This window comes from Cellulomonas sp. P4_A2, from assembly GCF_056402515.1.
This window is the reverse complement of the sequence record NZ_JBFUHG010000002.1, coordinates 104,110-118,965: the sequence shown is the minus strand read 5'-3', so window position 1 is coordinate 118,965 and position 14,856 is coordinate 104,110. Positions and strand designations below refer to the sequence as shown.

Sequence of the window (14,856 nt, the reverse complement as noted above, 5' to 3'; positions counted from 1 at the left end):
GTCGTCAGGCCCGCAGGCGCCGAAGATCGTCGGCGAGGTGGGCGAGCGCGCTGCGGTAGAGCTGCGGCCCGACCGAGACGCGGGCGACGCCGATCGCGCGGAGCTCGTCCAGCGAGCTGCCGGGCAGCGGTAGTCCCGCGTTGACCGGCGCGCCGACCTCGACGATCGCGCGCAGGTCGTCGTGCCCCGCTCCGGGAGGGAACACGCAGTCGGCGCCGGCGGCCCAGTACGCCTCGGCGCGGCGGACCGCGTCGCCGCGCTTCTGGTCGTCGGCCAGCGGGGACGTGGGGAAGAAGGAGTCGACGCGTGCGTTGATGACCAGGGGCACCCCGATCCGGTCGGCGGCGGCACGCATCTGCGCGAGGTAGGCGGCGCGGGCCTCGACGTCGAGGAGACCGCCGTGGGCGTGGTCGCTGTCCTCGACGTTGCACCCGACGGCGCCGATCCCGACGAGCAGCTCGACGAGCTCCTCGGGCGGCAGCCCGTAGCCGGCCTCGGCGTCGACGCTCACCGGCACGTCGACGCAGGCGACGATGCGCCGGGCGACGTAGAGCATCTCGTCGTGGGGTGCGCCCTCGCCGTCCTCGTAGCCCAGGGCGGCGGCGATCGCGTTGCTCGCCGTCGCGACCACCGGGAAGCCCGCGTCGACGACGGCACGGGCACTGGCCACGTCCCAGGCGTTGGGCAGCACGAGCGGATCGCCCGGGACGTGCAATGAACGGAGCAGAGCCGCCCTGGCGGCCTGGCCGGACCTGTCCTCGGGCTGCACTGCGCTCACGACTGTCCTCCACGTTGCTGGTTCTGGATCTGCTCGGAGATGCGCTTGATGCGGCTCAGGCGCGCGTCCCAGGTGCGGCCGACCTCGTTGAGCTGCCGGACCGCCCGGGCGAGCTGGGCCTCGTCGACCTCGTAGCGCCGCTCGCGACCCGCCGGTGTGGCGTGCACGAGGCCGACCGCGTCGAGGACGCCCAGGTGCTTGGTGACGGCCTGCCGCGAGATCGGGAGGTGCTCGCTCAGGCTGGTGGGCGTGCCGACCCCCTCCGCGAGCAGCAGGTCCAGCAGGCGCCGTCGGGTCGGGTCGCCGATGGCCGACCAGAGGTCGTCGTCGATCGCCGCGATCACCGCGCCACCACGGACGGGGCGTACTCCCGGAGCCGGGGCAGGAACACGTCCCAGCCGCGCTCGTGGTCGGCGAACTCCTCCTCGAGGACGGCGGCCTCCCAGCCCTTCTCGCGCCAGCCGCTCTCCGTCAGGCGCAGGATCGTGCCGTCGCCGGCGCGTTCGAGCTCGATGGTGACCAGGAGCGAGTTGCCGGGCTCGGGCAGCTGGCCCTCGGGCGCCACCCAGCGGAACGAGAACCGGTGGGGCGGCTCGACGTCGACCACGACGAACGTGGCCACGTGCGCGCGGTCGCCCCAGACGAGCTCGCCCACCTCGCCCGGTGCAGGCTCGAACGAGGCCTCGTCGGACCACCACATCGAGATGTGCTCGGGCCGGCTCACGACGTCGAACACGATCTCCGGCGCCGCGTCGATCCGGATCTCACGCGCCAGCACCCCGAACTCCACAGCAGACCTCCACGAGCAACGTTTTGTTGCGCACGAACGTAGCCGTCCCCACCGACATGCGCAACCGGATGTTGCGTGATGCAGCGAGGTCAGTCGCCCTGGGGCAGCATCTGCTGGACCGCCCAGCGGTTGCCGTCCGGGTCGGCGAAGAACGTGAACCGACCCCACGGGAAGTCCTGCACGGGCTCGGCCTCGACGCCGTTCGCGACGAGGTGGTCGTAGACCGCCTGGCTGTCGTCGACGACGACCTGCAGCCCCTGCAGCGTGCCCGGTGCCATGGGCGTCATGGTGAGGTCCAGCACGATGGAGCAGGCCGACCCCGGGGGAGTCAGCTGCACGAACCGGAGGTCCTCGTTCACGGTGATGTCGTGGTCGTCGTGGAACCCGACCTTGTCCACGTAGAACGCCTTGGCGCGGTCGATGTCGGAGACGGGGATGGGAACGAGCTCGATCTTCATGTCCATGGATCGAGCATCTCGCCAGAAGAGGTCATCCGCTGTCCTGTACGTAGGCTCGAGCCATGACCTTCCCCATCCGCATCGGAGTCCAGCTCCAGCCGCAGCACGCCGAGTACGCCCAGATCCGCGACGCCGTGCGTCGTGCGGAGGACCTCGGCGTCGACGTCATCTTCAACTGGGACCACTTCTTCCCGCTCACCGGCGACCCCGACGGCTTGCACTTCGAGTGCTGGACCATGCTCGGCGCCTGGGCGGAGCAGACCAGCCGCGTGCAGATCGGCGCGCTCGTGACCTGCAACTCCTACCGCAACCCCGAGCTCCTGGCCGACATGGCGCGGACCGTCGACCACATCAGCGGCGGACGGCTGATCCTCGGGATCGGCGCCGGGTGGTTCGAGAAGGACTACGACCAGTTCGGGTACGAGTTCGGGACGGCCGGCAGCCGGATCGCGGACCTCGCGCAGGCGCTCCCGCGCATCAAGGCGCGCTGGGCCGCGTCCAACCCGGTGCCGACGCGCGACATCCCCGTGCTCATCGGTGGCGGCGGCGAGCGCAAGACGCTGCGCGTCGTCGCCGAGCACGCGGACGCCTGGCACTCGTTCGGGGACGTGCACACGCTCGAGCGCAAGAGCGCGATCCTCGACGAGCACGGGTCGGACGTCGGCCGGGACACCGCAACCCTGGTCGAGCGGTCCGTCGGGGTCGGCAGGCCGCCGCACGAGGTCGCCGACGCCCTGGTCGCGGCCGGGGTCACGCTGTTCACCGTCGGGGCGAGCGGGCCGGACTACGACCTGTCGCTCGTCGAGCAGTGGGTGGCCTGGCGCGACGCACAAGGGTGACGGTCCGACCTGGACCAACATCCGCGCCTAGGCTCGGTCGTGATGAGTCGAGCGAACGGCACTGAGCCCCGGTGGGGTCGGCGTGTCCTGCTCGCGCTCGGGGCGCTGCTCGTGGCGCTCGTCTTCGGGATCACGACGGCCTCCGTCGAGAGCAGCCTGGGGCCGCACGAGGCGCGCTACGACATCACGACGGACGACACGGTCACGATCGACCTCGGGCCCCTGGGCACGCTGCGGATCGACTCGCCGCTGCCGATGACCCTCGGGGTGCACGTCACCGTGCAGGAGATCCCGGCGTCGGTGACGCAGCTGAACCAGGCCAAGACGCTCGAGGCGCTCAGCGGGGACCTGCAGTCCTACCTGCAGTTCTTCTCCGGTCCCGAGGCGACGGTTCAGGACGTCGGGCGTGCGCTCGTCGTCGACGCCCTGGTGCGGACCCTGCTCGCGTTCGCCGTGCTGGTCGGGGCGTGGTGGCTGGTGCGGATGCTCGTCGGCGCCGTCCGCTGGCAGGAGCTGTCCCAGCGGGCCGAGCCGCACCGCCGTGCCGCGCTCGCGACCGGCCTGGTGGTCGTCGTCGGCGCCACGGTGCTCACGTCGAGCGTGGGTGCCGACGACCAGCCGATCGCCTCGCGGCCGACGTCGGCGGTGTTCGACGGGACCCCGCTGGAGGGCGCCGAGGTCACCGGCCGGCTCGGCGGCGTGATCGACACCTACGGCGGTCAGGTGATCTCGGAGCTGCGCAAGAACGAGGAGTTCTACGCCAAGGCCGACGACTCCCTGAAGGTGGCGTGGGACGAACGGCAGGCGCTGATCGACGAGCGGGACGCCCAGGCGGCCAGGCCGCGGCCGTCGGTCTCGTCCACGGCCGAGCCGACGAAGGAGCCGGTCGACGAGGCCGACCTGCTGACCGTGGTCGTCATCTCCGACCTGCACTGCAACGTCGGCATGGCCCCGCTGATCAAGACGCTCGTCGAGCGGTCTGGCGCCGACCTCGTGCTCGACGCGGGGGACACCACGCTGAACGGCACGAGCGTCGAGCAGTACTGCGTGACGACGTTCGCGCGTGCCATCCCGAAGGGCGTCGAGCTCGTGACGTCGCCCGGCAACCACGACTCGCGCGAGACCTCGCGACGCTACGCCCGGGCCGGCGCGACCGTGCTGGACGGATCGGTCGTCGAGGTCGACGGCATGCGGATCCTGGGCGACCGGGACCCGAACGAGACGCGCGTCGGAGCGGGCGGGACGGCGCAGGCGAGCAAGGAGTCGGCGGCCGACGAGGCCGCGCGACTCGCGAAGACGGCGTGCGACGACGAGGACGGCGTCGACCTGCTGCTCATCCACACGCCCACCGTCGGCGACGAGACGCTCGACGACGGCTGCTCGCCCGCACAGGTCTCGGGGCACCTGCACCGGCGCAACGGACCGGTCCGCTTCGGGGAGGGCGTGCGCTACATCAGCTCCAGCACGGCGGGCGCGACCCTGGGCCAGCCGACCGTCGGACCGCTCCACGGCGTGGCTGAGATGACGGTCCTGCGATGGGACCCGAGCACCCGCCTCTTCGTCGACTACCAGGTGGTCCAGGTGCGACCCGACACGTCGGCGAGCGTCTGGCCCCGGCTGCGGTGGCCGGCCGTGGCGGCGGACGCCGTCGTCCCCGGTCCCCCCGGACGTTCACCCGTGTGATCGGCGCCCAGCGAGTCGTGGCAGTGGAGCCTCGACGCGCGCTGTCTAGGCTGGGCGCGTGAGCATCCCGACCACGCCCGAGCTGAGCGCCGTCACCCAGGACTACCTCAAGGTCGTCTGGTCGGCGCGCGAGTGGTCGGACCAGCCCGTGACCACCAAGATGCTGGCGGGGCGGCTGGGGGTGGGCCCGTCGACCGTCTCGGAGACCGTCCGCCGGCTCGCCGACAGCGGGCTCGTCACGCACCAGCCGTACGGGGCCGTCGAGCTCACGGCGGACGGCGAGCGGCACGCCCTCGCGGTCGTGCGCCGTCACCGGCTCATCGAGACGTTCCTCGTGGAGGTGCTCGGCTACGGCTGGGACGAGGTGCACGACGAGGCCGAGGTGCTCGAGCACGCGGTCTCCGAGCTGTTCGTGGAGCGGATCGCGGCGCAGCTCGGGCATCCGGTACGCGACCCGCACGGCGACCCGATCCCGGCCGCCGACGGCTCGATCCAGGTGCCGCCCGCGACGCAGCTGTGGGACGTGCCGCCCGGCGAGTTCGCGGTCGCGCGGATCTCCGACGCCGACCCCGAGCTGCTCCGGTACGTCGAGACCGTGGGCCTGGTCCTCGACGCCCCGCTGACCGTCGTCGAGCGACGCGCGGTCGCCGGGGTCGTCTCCGTGCGGGTCGGTCCGGCGGGCGCCGACGACCGGCGGACCGTGGACCTCGGCGAGGTCGCCGGTCGGGCGATCTGGCTGGTCGCGACGCCGGTGTCGTAGGCTCGGCCCATCCACCGGAGCTGTCGACGACGCGTCTCCGCCGCCTTGTCGAATCGATTCGTCCCGGAGGAACCAGGGTGCTCTCGCCCGCACGTGCCCGCGCCGCGCTGTTCGCGCTCGCGCTCGGGGGGTTCTGCATCGGCACCACCGAGTTCGCGACCATGGGGATGCTGCCCGAGATCGCCACGGACCTCGGTGCGCCGATCCCGACGGCGGGGCACGCCATCACCGCGTACGCGCTCGGCGTGGTGGTCGGTGCTCCGACGATCGCGGTGCTCGGCGCCCGCATGGACCGGCGGCGGCTGCTGCTCCTGCTCATGGCCGCGTTCGTCGTCGGCAACCTCCTGTCGGCGTTCGCGCCGAGCATGAGCCTGCTCGTCGCGTTCCGGTTCCTCGCCGGCCTGCCGCACGGCATCTTCTTCGGCGTCGGGGCGGTGATGGGTGTCGCGGTCGTCGGCATCGAGCGACGCGGACGCGCCGTCGCCGCGATGATGGCCGGCCTGACCATCGCGTGCGCGGTCGGGGTGCCCCTGACGTCGATCGTCGGCGACACCGTGGGCTGGCGCTGGTCGTTCGTCGGGGTCAGCGCGCTCGGGCTCCTGACGCTCGGGGCGCTCGGTGCGTGGACCCCGTCGCTGCCGGTGTCGGCGGGCACCACCGTGCGCACCGAGGTCTCGGCCCTGCGCAACCGCCGGCTCTGGATCGCGTTCGGCGCCGGTGCGATCGGCTTCGGCGGCATGTTCGCGGTCTACTCCTACGTCAAGCCGCTGCTCACCGAGGTGACCGGTCTCGGCGTCGGGCTCGTCCCGGTCGTGCTCGCGCTGTACGGCATCGGCATGACCATCGGCACCCTCGTGGGCGGGCGGCTCGCGGACCGGTCGGTGCTCGGCACCGTGATCGGGAGCATGGTCGCGACGATCGTCGTGCTTGTCGTCATCGCGCTCGTCGGCTCGTACCCGGTGCCCGCCGTGCTCGCCCTCGTGATGCTCGGCGTCACGTCCCAGGTGCTCGGGCTGTCGCTGCAGACGCGGCTCATGGACGTCTCACCCGCGGCTCCGTCCCTCGGGGCGGCCCTGTGCCACTCCGCGCTCAACCTCGGCAACGCGGCCGGGGCGTTCGTCGGCGGCCTCGTGATCGCCGGCGGGATGGGCTACCTGGCGCCCGCGTGGGTGGGTGCCGGGCTCACGGCGATGGGACTGGTCGTCGTGCTCGCGGTCGGCCGCGGGGAACCGCCGTCGCTCGTCGGAACGGCCCCGGACGCCGACGAGTCCGGGAATGCCGTGCGTGACCTCACGCCCGAGCTGACTTCCCGCTGACCGCGGCGGACCGGCATCTCGGTCCGGGGACCGACGGCCGGGCGCAGAGGGAGTAGACCTGCAGGGAACACTCAACGTTCCGCGCTCGGTGTTCGTCTACCTCTGTGACGGCCTCACCCAGCGGAAGGGGGCCGCGATGAACCGATGGGAGCCGGTCCTCACCGACCTGGTGCGGTACCGCGGCGCGGCCCTCGTGCACTACGCCGCACTGCTGTGCGGTGACCGGCGCGAGGCGGAGGACCTCGTCCAGGACGCCCTGGTCCGGACGTTCACGACGATGCGACGCCCGCAGGGGGACGGCCCGGGCGACCTGGCGGCGCTGGAGCACGCCGAGGCGTACGTCCGTCGGACCGTGCTCAACCTCTTCCTCGACGGGTACCGGCGCCGGCGTCGGTGGGGTGCCGTCCGGCACCTCCTGGGCGGACAGCCATCGACGGACGGGCCTGACCAGCTGAGTCCCGACCGCCTCGACCTCGCGACCGCACTGGGGGCGTTGCCACCGCGGCAGCGGGCCTGCGTCGTGCTGCGCTTCTACGCCGACCTGACGGTCGACCAGATCGCCGACGACCTCGGGGTCAGCGCAGGGACCGTGAAGCGACACCTCCACGACGCCAACACCGGCCTCGCGACGAGGCTCGTGATCGACGAGGGGGCGACATGAACCTCGAGGAGCTGCTGCGCCGGGAGCGCGAGGTCGCTGAGCCCAACCCGCTGGCCGACCGTACCGAGGAGCTCGTCTCCCGGGTCCGCCGCCGTCGTCGTCTGGTCGCCGTCGCGTCGGGTGCGCTCGTCGTGGCTGCCCTGGCGATCACGACGGCCGTCATCGGCCAGACGCTCCCGCGCGAGGTGGCGCCGGCCGAACCGAGCCCGTCGCCGACGCTGGCGCTGGGGTCGGACGAGACGCCGGTCGATCCGGGGCTCTACGCCTTCCCGGTGCTGGATGCGTCTCCTGGGTATCGGGTGCCCTTGGTGTCGGTTCCCGAGGGGTTCATCAGTGCCGCGGAGGGCGTGTGGTCGGGCGAGATCGAGGCCGACGATGGGCGTGTGCTGTTCATCTGGGAGATCAACAGCGTCTCTTCGCACCCGTGCGAGGCCGGGGCGACCGCGGTCCCGGTCGGGCCGACGACGGCGGACCTGGCCGCTGCCCTGGCCGCCCAGCCGATGCGATCCGGGACGGATCCGGTCCCGGTGACGGTCGACGGGTTCGACGGGTTCTATGTGGAGCTGTCCGTGCCGGACATCGACCTCGCTGCCTGTCCGGGTGGGAAGTTCAACAGCTGGCCGGGTCGCTGGCAGCAGGCTCCCGGGCAGGTCGACATGCTCTGGATCCTCGACGTCGAGGGGCAGCGCATGGTCTTCGATGCCTCGCGCTCCGCGGGAGTCGACGGGCAACAGCTGGCCGAGCTCAAGGACATGGTCACGACCACGACGTTCGCCCCCGCGGACAGCGCGTAGCTCAGCGTCGGCGGGTGCCGAAGATGCTCCGCGTGATCTCACGCCCGAGCTGGGTGCCGGCCGACCTGAGCAAGCTGTCGAGCGGGCTCGTCCGGCTGGTCGGCCGCTTCGGCGCGCTCCGCTTCGCCTCCTTGGCCGCGTCGTCGGCCCGTTCCTGCGCCTCGCGCGCCGCCTCCTCCTTGGCCTCCTGCGCCTGGGCGGCGGCGGCACGCGCCGAGAGCAGCTCGTACGCGGACTCGCGGTCCACCGCGGCTCCGTAGCGTGGTGAGAGTGGCGACGACGCGATCGTCGAGGACATCGCGGCGGCCTCCATCGGCTCCATCGACGACTGGGGAGCGCGCAGCCGGGTCCAGGCCACGGGCGTCGGCGTCCCGCGCTCGGACTGCACGGTGACGACTGCCTCACCCGTGCCGAGCGACTGGAGCAGCTGCTCGAGGTCGTACGGCGAGGTCGGGAACGTGCGCGCCGCGGCCCGCAGCGCCTTGGCATCGTCGGGAGTGAACGCGCGCAGGGCGTGCTGGACGCGGTTGCCCAGCTGGCCCAGGACGTCGGCGGGCACGTCCTTGGGGCTCTGCGTCACGAAGAACACGCCGACGCCCTTGGAGCGGATCAGGCGGACCGTCTGGGTGACCTGCGTGAGGAAGTCCTTCGACGCGCCCGTGAACAGCAGGTGGGCCTCGTCGAAGAAGAACACGAGCTTGGGCTTGTCCGGGTCGCCGACCTCGGGCAGGGCCTGGAACAGCTCGGCCAGCAGCCACATGAGGAACGTCGAGAAGAGGGCCGGCCGGTCCTGCACGGCGGGCAGCTCCAGCGCGCTGATCACCCCCCGGCCGTCCGCGGCCGTGCGCAGCAGCTCGGAGACGTCGAACGCGGGCTCCCCGAAGAACGCGTCGGCACCCTGCCCCTGCAGGCCGACGATCTCGCGCAGGATCACACCCGCGGTCGCCGCCGACAGCCCGCCGATCCCGGCCAGCAGCGGCTTGCCCTCCGCGCTGACCAGGTACGCGATCGTCGCCTGCAGGTCCTTGAGGTCGAGCAGCGCCAGCCCCTGCGTGTCCGCCCAGTGCATGATCAGCCCGAGGCTCGACTCCTGCGTGTCGTTCAGGCCCAGCACCTTGCTGAGCAGCAACGGTCCGAAGTCGGTGACGGTGGTCCGCACGGGCGCGCCCTCGCCGATCCCGCCGAGGCTGAGGAACTCCACGGGCGACGCGGTGGCCACCCAGTCCTGACCGAGGCTGGACGTGCGGGCCAGCAACTTCTCGCTCGACGTGCCGGGGACGGCCAGCCCGGACAGGTCGCCCTTGATGTCCGCGACGAACACAGGGACCCCCGCGGCCGAGAGGCCCTCCGCGAGCACCTGCAGCGTCTTGGTCTTGCCGGTGCCCGTGGCGCCGGCGACGAGCCCGTGCCGGTTCATCATCGCCAGCGGGATGCCGACCGGGGCGCCGGGGACCGCGACGTCGTCCTCGACCAGCGCACCGATCGTGAGCATCGGACCGGGGAACGTGTAGCCCGCCAGGATCTCGGCGGCGTGCGGCGAGAGCTGCCCGGCGGGTACCGAGCCGTCGGCCGCGACCGGCGCCTCAGGTTCCGTCGCTCCGGCGGTTGGTGGCGCTCCCGTACCGGCGGCCGCGGCCTCGGCCGCCGCCAGGGCCGCTGCGGCAGCCTCGGCCTTCGCCTCGGCGGCGTCGGCGGCGGCCTGCGCGGCGGCCGCTCGAAGGGCGGCGAGATCCGCGGCGGACGTACCCGAGGCAGGCGACGGCGTGCTGTCCGACATGTCCGGAGCATACGGCGGACGTGGTCACCGCACCCGGGCTGGCAACCGGCCCCGGTAAACTCGATGGGTGACCTCGCAGGACGCCCCCGACACCACCGCCAGCACGACGTCCGACGACGTCCCCTTCCGCTACACGGCCGACCTCGCGCGCGAGATCGAGCTCCGCTGGCAGGACGAGTGGGAGAAGCGCGGCACGTTCTTCGCCGCCAACCCCGTCGGCGCCCTCACGGACGGCGAGGGGCGCAACGCGGACCCGTCGCAGCCGGCGTTCTTCGTGATGGACATGTTCCCGTACCCCTCGGGCGCGGGCCTGCACGTCGGGCACCCGCTGGGGTACATCGGCACGGACGTGGTGGGTCGGTTCCGCCGGATGCAGGGCGACAACGTGCTGCACGCCCTGGCGTTCGACGCGTTCGGGCTTCCGGCCGAGCAGTACGCGGTGCAGACGGGGGAGCACCCGCGGACCAGCACCGAGGCGAACATTGCGATCATGCAGCGCCAGCTGCGCCGCCTGGGCCTGGCGCACGACTCGCGGCGCACGTTCGCGACGATCGACCCCGGCTACGTGCGCTGGACGCAGTGGATCTTCCTGCAGATCTTCGACTCCTGGTACGACGAGACCGCAGCCCGCCCGGACGGCGGCACGGGCCGTGCCCGCCCGATCGCGGAGCTCGTCGCCGAGTACGACTCCGGCGCCCGGGGCGACGAGTGGGCGTCCCTGGACGCCGTCGAGCGCCGTCGCGTGCTGGACACGCACCGCCTCGCCTACGTCTCCGAGACGCCCGTGAACTGGTGCCCCGGCCTGGGCACCGTGCTGGCCAACGAGGAGGTCACCTCCGAGGGACGCTCCGAGCGCGGCAACTTCCCGGTGTTCCAGCGCAGCCTGCGGCAGTGGAACATGCGGATCACCGCCTACGCCGACCGCCTCGTCGACGACCTGGAGTTCATCGACTGGCCCGACAAGGTCAAGGCGATGCAGCGCAACTGGATCGGCCGCTCCTCGGGGGCGCGGGTGCGGTTCGCGGTGCAGGGCGGCGAGCAGATCGAGGTCTTCACGACGAGGCCCGACACGCTGTTCGGCGCGACGTTCGTCGTCGTCTCCCCGGAGCACCCGCTGCTCGACGAGGTCCCGGTCTCCTGGCCCGACGGCACCAAGGACGTCTGGACCGGCGGGCACCGCACCCCGGTCGACGCCGTCGCGGAGTACCGGGCGGAGGCGGCATCGAAGTCCGCGATCGAGCGGCAGGCCGACGCCGGCAAGAAGACCGGCGTGTTCACGGGCCACCTGGCCACCAACCCCGTGAACGGCGACCTGCTGCCGGTCTTCACCGCCGACTACGTCCTCATGGGCTACGGCACGGGCGCGATCATGGCCGTCCCGGGCGGCGACGTGCGCGACTTCGCGTTCGCCGAGGCCTTCGACCTGCCGGTCGTCTACACGGTCGACGCCCCGCAGGGCACGCCCCCGGGCGCCCGCACCGGCGATGGCCGGACCATCAACTCGTCGAACGAGGAGATCTCGCTCGACGGCCTGTCCGTCGCCGACGCGAAGGCCGCGATCACCGACTGGCTCGCCGCCCGCGGCGTGGGCGAGGGCACCGTGACGTACCGCCTGCGCGACTGGCTGTTCAGCCGCCAGCGCTACTGGGGCGAGCCCTTCCCGATCGTCTACGACGAGCACGACCTGCCGCTCGCCGTCCCCGAGTCGGCGCTGCCCGTGAACCTGCCGGAGGTGCCGGACTACGCGCCGCGCACGTTCGACGCCGACGACGTCCACTCGACGCCCGAGCCGCCGCTGGGCCGCAACGACGACTGGGTCAACGTCACGCTCGACCTGGGCGACGGGCCGAAGACCTATCGTCGCGACACCAACACCATGCCCAACTGGGCCGGATCGTGCTGGTACTACCTGCGCTACCTGGACCCGACGAGCGACGTCACGCTGGTCGACCCGGCGCTCGAGGCGTACTGGATGGGCCCGGGGCACGGTGAGCAGAAGCCCGGCTCGATCGGCGGCGTGGACCTGTACGTCGGTGGCGTCGAGCACGCGGTCCTGCACCTGCTCTACGCGCGGTTCTGGCACAAGGTCCTGCACGACCTGGGCCACGTCTCCAGCGGTGAGCCGTTCCAGAAGCTCTTCAACCAGGGGTACATCCAGGCGTACGCGTACACCGACGCCCGGGGTGTCTACGTGCCGGCGGACGAGGTGGTCGAGGACGCGTCCGTCGAGTCCGGGTTCACCTGGCGCGGCGACCCCGTCAACCGCGAGTACGGGAAGATGGGCAAGTCGCTGAAGAACGCGGTCACGCCCGACGACATGTACGCGGAGTACGGCGCCGACACCCTGCGCGTCTACGAGATGTCGATGGGCCCGCTGGACCTCTCCCGCCCGTGGGAGACCCGCGCGGTCGTCGGGGCGCAGCGGTTCCTGCAGCGCCTGTGGCGCAACGTCGTCGACGAGGGCACGGGTGCCCTGGTCGTCACGGACGAGGCGCCGTCCGACGAGACGCTGCGCGTGCTGCACCGCACGATCGCCGACGCCACGGCGGACCTCGCAGCGATGCGGGTCAACACCGCGATCGCCAAGCTCATCGTGCTCAACAACCACCTGACCACCTTGGCGACGACGCCCCGTGCCGCCGTCGAGCCGCTCGTGCTGATGACCGCGCCGGTCGCGCCGCACGTCGCGGAGGAGCTGTGGCAGCGGCTCGGTCACGACGCCTCGCTCGCCTACGCACCCTTCCCGGTCGCCGACGAGGCCTACCTCGTCGAGGAGACGGTCACCTGCATCCTGCAGGTGCAGGGCAAGGTGCGCGGCCGCATCGAGGTCCCGGTCGACGCCTCCGACGACGACCTGCGCGCCGCCGCGCTCGCCGACGCCGGCGTGCAGCGGGCGCTCGACGGCCGCGACATCCGGACCGTCATCGTCCGCGCACCCAAGCTCGTCAACGTGGTGCCGGTCTGAGCCGCCGGCCGGCGGTTACCAGGGTCGCGATCGTCACCGACTCGACGGCGTCGCTGCCGCCGGGCGCCGCGGAGCAGTGGGGGATCGGCGTCGTCCCGCTCGACGTGATCGTGGACGGCGTCGAGCACGTCGAGGGGGTCGACCTGTCCCCGGCCGACCTGCTCGGCGCGCTCACGCAGGGTTCCCGCAAGGTCACCACGTCGCAGCCGCCACCGGCAGCGTTCGCGGCCGCCTACGAGCGGGCCGCCGCGGACGGGGCGCGCGAGATCGTCTCCGTGCACCTGTCCGGCGAGCTGTCCGGAACCGTGCGGGCAGCGCGGCTCGCGGCCGGCTCGTCGCCGGTGCCCGTGCAGGTCGTCGACTCGCGTGCCGTCGGCATGGCGCTCGGGTTCGCCGTGATCGAGGCGGCGCGGCTCGCTGCGCAGCCGCTCCCCGAGCTGCCTGCGCCGTCCGGAAGGCTGGCCGCCGCACGATCGTGGTGGCAGGACCGGCATCGCGTCGACCCGGTGCCGCGGACCGGCGCCGAGGTCGCCACCCGCGCCCACCGCACGGCCGAGTCCGCACGCGTCTGGTTCCTCGTCGACTCCCTCGACCACCTGCGCCGCGGTGGCCGGCTCAGTGCGCCCGCCGCCGCCCTCGGCACCGTGCTCGGGCTGCGGCCGATCCTGACCCTCTCCGACGGGGGCGTCGAGCTGCTCGAGAAGGTCCGCACCCGTCGCGCGGGTCGCGACCGCCTCGTCGCGCTCGCGATCGCCGACGCCTCCGAGCGGGTCTCCGCCCGCATCGCCGTGCACCACCTCGGGCAGCCCGAGATGGCGCAGGCGCTGGCCGACGAGCTCTCCGCCGCCCTCGGCGACCGGCTCGTCGAGGTCGTCGTCAGCGAGTCCAGTGCGGTCCTCGCCGCACACGCGGGGCCCGGTGTCCTCGGAATCGTCGTCGCCGACCCCTGACGCTCTCCCCTTCTGGCCCCGACGCCTGACACTTTCCCCTTCTGACCCCGGCGGCTCCGGCTTCGGCCGCGGCCTCGCTCGAGCCGACCACAGCACCTGCGCGTGGCCTCGGGCGCGCGCGCTGCGCATCGTCGAGGCCGCCGGCGACGCGTGCGACCTTACGGTCGCCAGGTGCTGCGCCGAGACCGTGAGCTGACCCGCGCGGTCCGTCGACGCCTCGACACGGTGACGGCCCGTCCCGGTCGCCGAGCGGCCACCGGCTGGGTTCCCAGCCTGGCGTCTACGCCGCCCTTGCCTTCCGCGCCCTCGGTCCCGTCTCCGTCCAGCGCACCGGATCGGCATCCCGTCGAGTCGTCACTCGGCGGCCGGCCACCCCGGCCGGACGCTCGCGCGCCTGCCACGCGATCCGGGGCGGCGCTCAGGGATGCGGCGGACTCCTATGCCTCCGCCCATGGCACCCCCGTGAGCCGGCACCCGCGGCGACGGCTGCGCTGGTCCGTGTCGTGGCGGCTCGTCGGCGTCGCCGGGGCCGCCGTCCTGCTGCTCGCCGGTGGGGTCGCGCTGCGGGCCGCGTCCGCCGCACCGGGTGCGCCGGTCTCCCTGCCCGTCCCGGCACCGGACGGCACCCCGTCACCCACGGTCTCCAGCGGCGACCCCGTCGTCGTCGACGTCGTCGGTGCGGTCGCCGTACCGGGCGTCGTGCGGCTGCCGACCGGGTCCCGCGTCGTCGACGCCGTGACGGCGGCGGGTGGCCCGGCTCCGGACGCCGACATCGGGGCGTTGAACATGGCCCGGGTGCTCGTCGACGGCGAGCAGATCGTCGTGCCGCGCCCGGGGGAGAGCGTCCCGGCCGGCAGCGCGCCCGTCGCGACCGCGGACGACCGGGTCGACCTGAACACGGCCGACGAGACCGCGCTCGACGCGCTCCCCGGCATCGGCCCGGTGCTCGCGCAGCGGATCGTCGCGCACCGCGAGGACGGGCCGTACACGTCGGTGGACGAGCTGGGGGACGTGAGCGGCATCGGCCCCACGCTGCTCGAACGCCTCCGCGACCTGGTGCGCGTGTGACGACGGCGAACCGCGTA

14 protein-coding genes are annotated in these 14,856 nt (G+C 72.9%); 9 read left to right on the top strand and 5 right to left on the bottom strand.

Going from position 1 to position 14,856, the window contains the following annotated elements:
* Positions 1 to 4 precede the first annotated feature (4 nt).
* The 4 genes from AC1DUE_RS03345 to AC1DUE_RS03330 form a co-directional block, all read right to left on the bottom strand.
* Complete coding sequence (locus AC1DUE_RS03345; RefSeq protein ID WP_477037970.1) at positions 5 to 778, bottom strand: isocitrate lyase/PEP mutase family protein; 774 nt, start codon at positions 776 to 778, stop codon at positions 5 to 7.
* The gene (locus AC1DUE_RS03340; protein WP_477037969.1) at positions 775 to 1,122 is read right to left on the bottom strand and encodes an ArsR/SmtB family transcription factor; all 348 of its coding nucleotides are present in this window, start codon (positions 1,120 to 1,122) and stop codon (positions 775 to 777) included. The genes AC1DUE_RS03345 and AC1DUE_RS03340 overlap by 4 nt, the downstream gene beginning before the upstream one ends.
* The gene (locus tag AC1DUE_RS03335; protein WP_477037968.1) at positions 1,119 to 1,568 is read right to left on the bottom strand and encodes an SRPBCC domain-containing protein; all 450 of its coding nucleotides are present in this window, start codon (positions 1,566 to 1,568) and stop codon (positions 1,119 to 1,121) included. The genes AC1DUE_RS03340 and AC1DUE_RS03335 overlap by 4 nt, the downstream gene beginning before the upstream one ends.
* An 89-nt stretch (positions 1,569 to 1,657) precedes the next feature.
* Entirely contained in the window at positions 1,658 to 2,032 is a 375-nt protein-coding gene (locus AC1DUE_RS03330) for a VOC family protein (RefSeq protein ID WP_477037967.1), read from the bottom strand.
* 56 nt (positions 2,033 to 2,088) lie between these two features.
* Here AC1DUE_RS03330 and AC1DUE_RS03325 point away from each other — a divergent pair, with 56 nt between their 5' ends.
* The 6 genes from AC1DUE_RS03325 to AC1DUE_RS03300 all read left to right on the top strand — a co-directional run bounded on the left by AC1DUE_RS03325 (position 2,089) and on the right by AC1DUE_RS03300 (position 8,079).
* The gene (locus tag AC1DUE_RS03325; protein ID WP_477037966.1) at positions 2,089 to 2,865 is read left to right on the top strand and encodes an LLM class F420-dependent oxidoreductase; all 777 of its coding nucleotides are present in this window, start codon (positions 2,089 to 2,091) and stop codon (positions 2,863 to 2,865) included.
* A 42-nt stretch (positions 2,866 to 2,907) separates the two neighbouring features.
* Positions 2,908 to 4,548 (top strand): metallophosphoesterase family protein, encoded by a 1,641-nt coding sequence (locus AC1DUE_RS03320; protein ID WP_477037965.1) that lies wholly within the window; start codon positions 2,908 to 2,910, stop codon positions 4,546 to 4,548.
* Positions 4,549 to 4,606: 58 nt separating this feature from the next.
* Positions 4,607 to 5,308: a metal-dependent transcriptional regulator gene (locus AC1DUE_RS03315; protein ID WP_477037964.1), complete on the top strand. Its 702-nt coding sequence runs from the start codon at positions 4,607 to 4,609 to the stop codon at positions 5,306 to 5,308.
* 77 nt (positions 5,309 to 5,385) lie between these two features.
* Complete coding sequence (locus AC1DUE_RS03310) at positions 5,386 to 6,624, top strand: MFS transporter (RefSeq protein WP_477037963.1); 1,239 nt, start codon at positions 5,386 to 5,388, stop codon at positions 6,622 to 6,624.
* A 136-nt stretch (positions 6,625 to 6,760) separates the two neighbouring features.
* Positions 6,761 to 7,285 carry a sigma-70 family RNA polymerase sigma factor gene (locus AC1DUE_RS03305; protein ID WP_477037962.1) on the top strand — a complete coding sequence of 175 codons (525 nt, stop codon included), beginning with the start codon at positions 6,761 to 6,763 and terminating at the stop codon, positions 7,283 to 7,285.
* On the top strand, positions 7,282 to 8,079 hold the full coding sequence (locus tag AC1DUE_RS03300; RefSeq protein WP_477037961.1) for a hypothetical protein: 798 nt from the start codon (positions 7,282 to 7,284) through the stop codon (positions 8,077 to 8,079). Before AC1DUE_RS03305 ends, AC1DUE_RS03300 begins: the two co-directional genes overlap by 4 nt.
* 1 nt (position 8,080) lies before the next feature.
* Here the strand turns inward: AC1DUE_RS03300 and AC1DUE_RS03295 are convergent, their stop codons facing one another.
* Entirely contained in the window at positions 8,081 to 9,856 is a 1,776-nt protein-coding gene (locus AC1DUE_RS03295) for a helicase HerA-like domain-containing protein (RefSeq protein WP_477037960.1), read from the bottom strand.
* 67 nt (positions 9,857 to 9,923) lie between these two features.
* Between AC1DUE_RS03295 and leuS the strand changes: the two genes are divergently transcribed.
* From leuS to AC1DUE_RS03280, 3 genes are all read left to right on the top strand, one after another.
* A complete protein-coding gene (gene leuS / locus AC1DUE_RS03290; RefSeq protein WP_477037959.1) occupies positions 9,924 to 12,821 on the top strand; it encodes a leucine--tRNA ligase in 2,898 nt (965 codons plus the stop codon).
* Positions 12,818 to 13,771, top strand: coding sequence for a DegV family protein (locus AC1DUE_RS03285; RefSeq protein ID WP_477038097.1), 954 nt, complete (start codon positions 12,818 to 12,820; stop codon positions 13,769 to 13,771). Before leuS ends, AC1DUE_RS03285 begins: the two co-directional genes overlap by 4 nt.
* A gap of 462 nt (positions 13,772 to 14,233) precedes the next feature.
* The gene (locus AC1DUE_RS03280; protein ID WP_477037958.1) at positions 14,234 to 14,839 is read left to right on the top strand and encodes a ComEA family DNA-binding protein; all 606 of its coding nucleotides are present in this window, start codon (positions 14,234 to 14,236) and stop codon (positions 14,837 to 14,839) included.
* Positions 14,840 to 14,856: the final 17 nt, after the last annotated feature.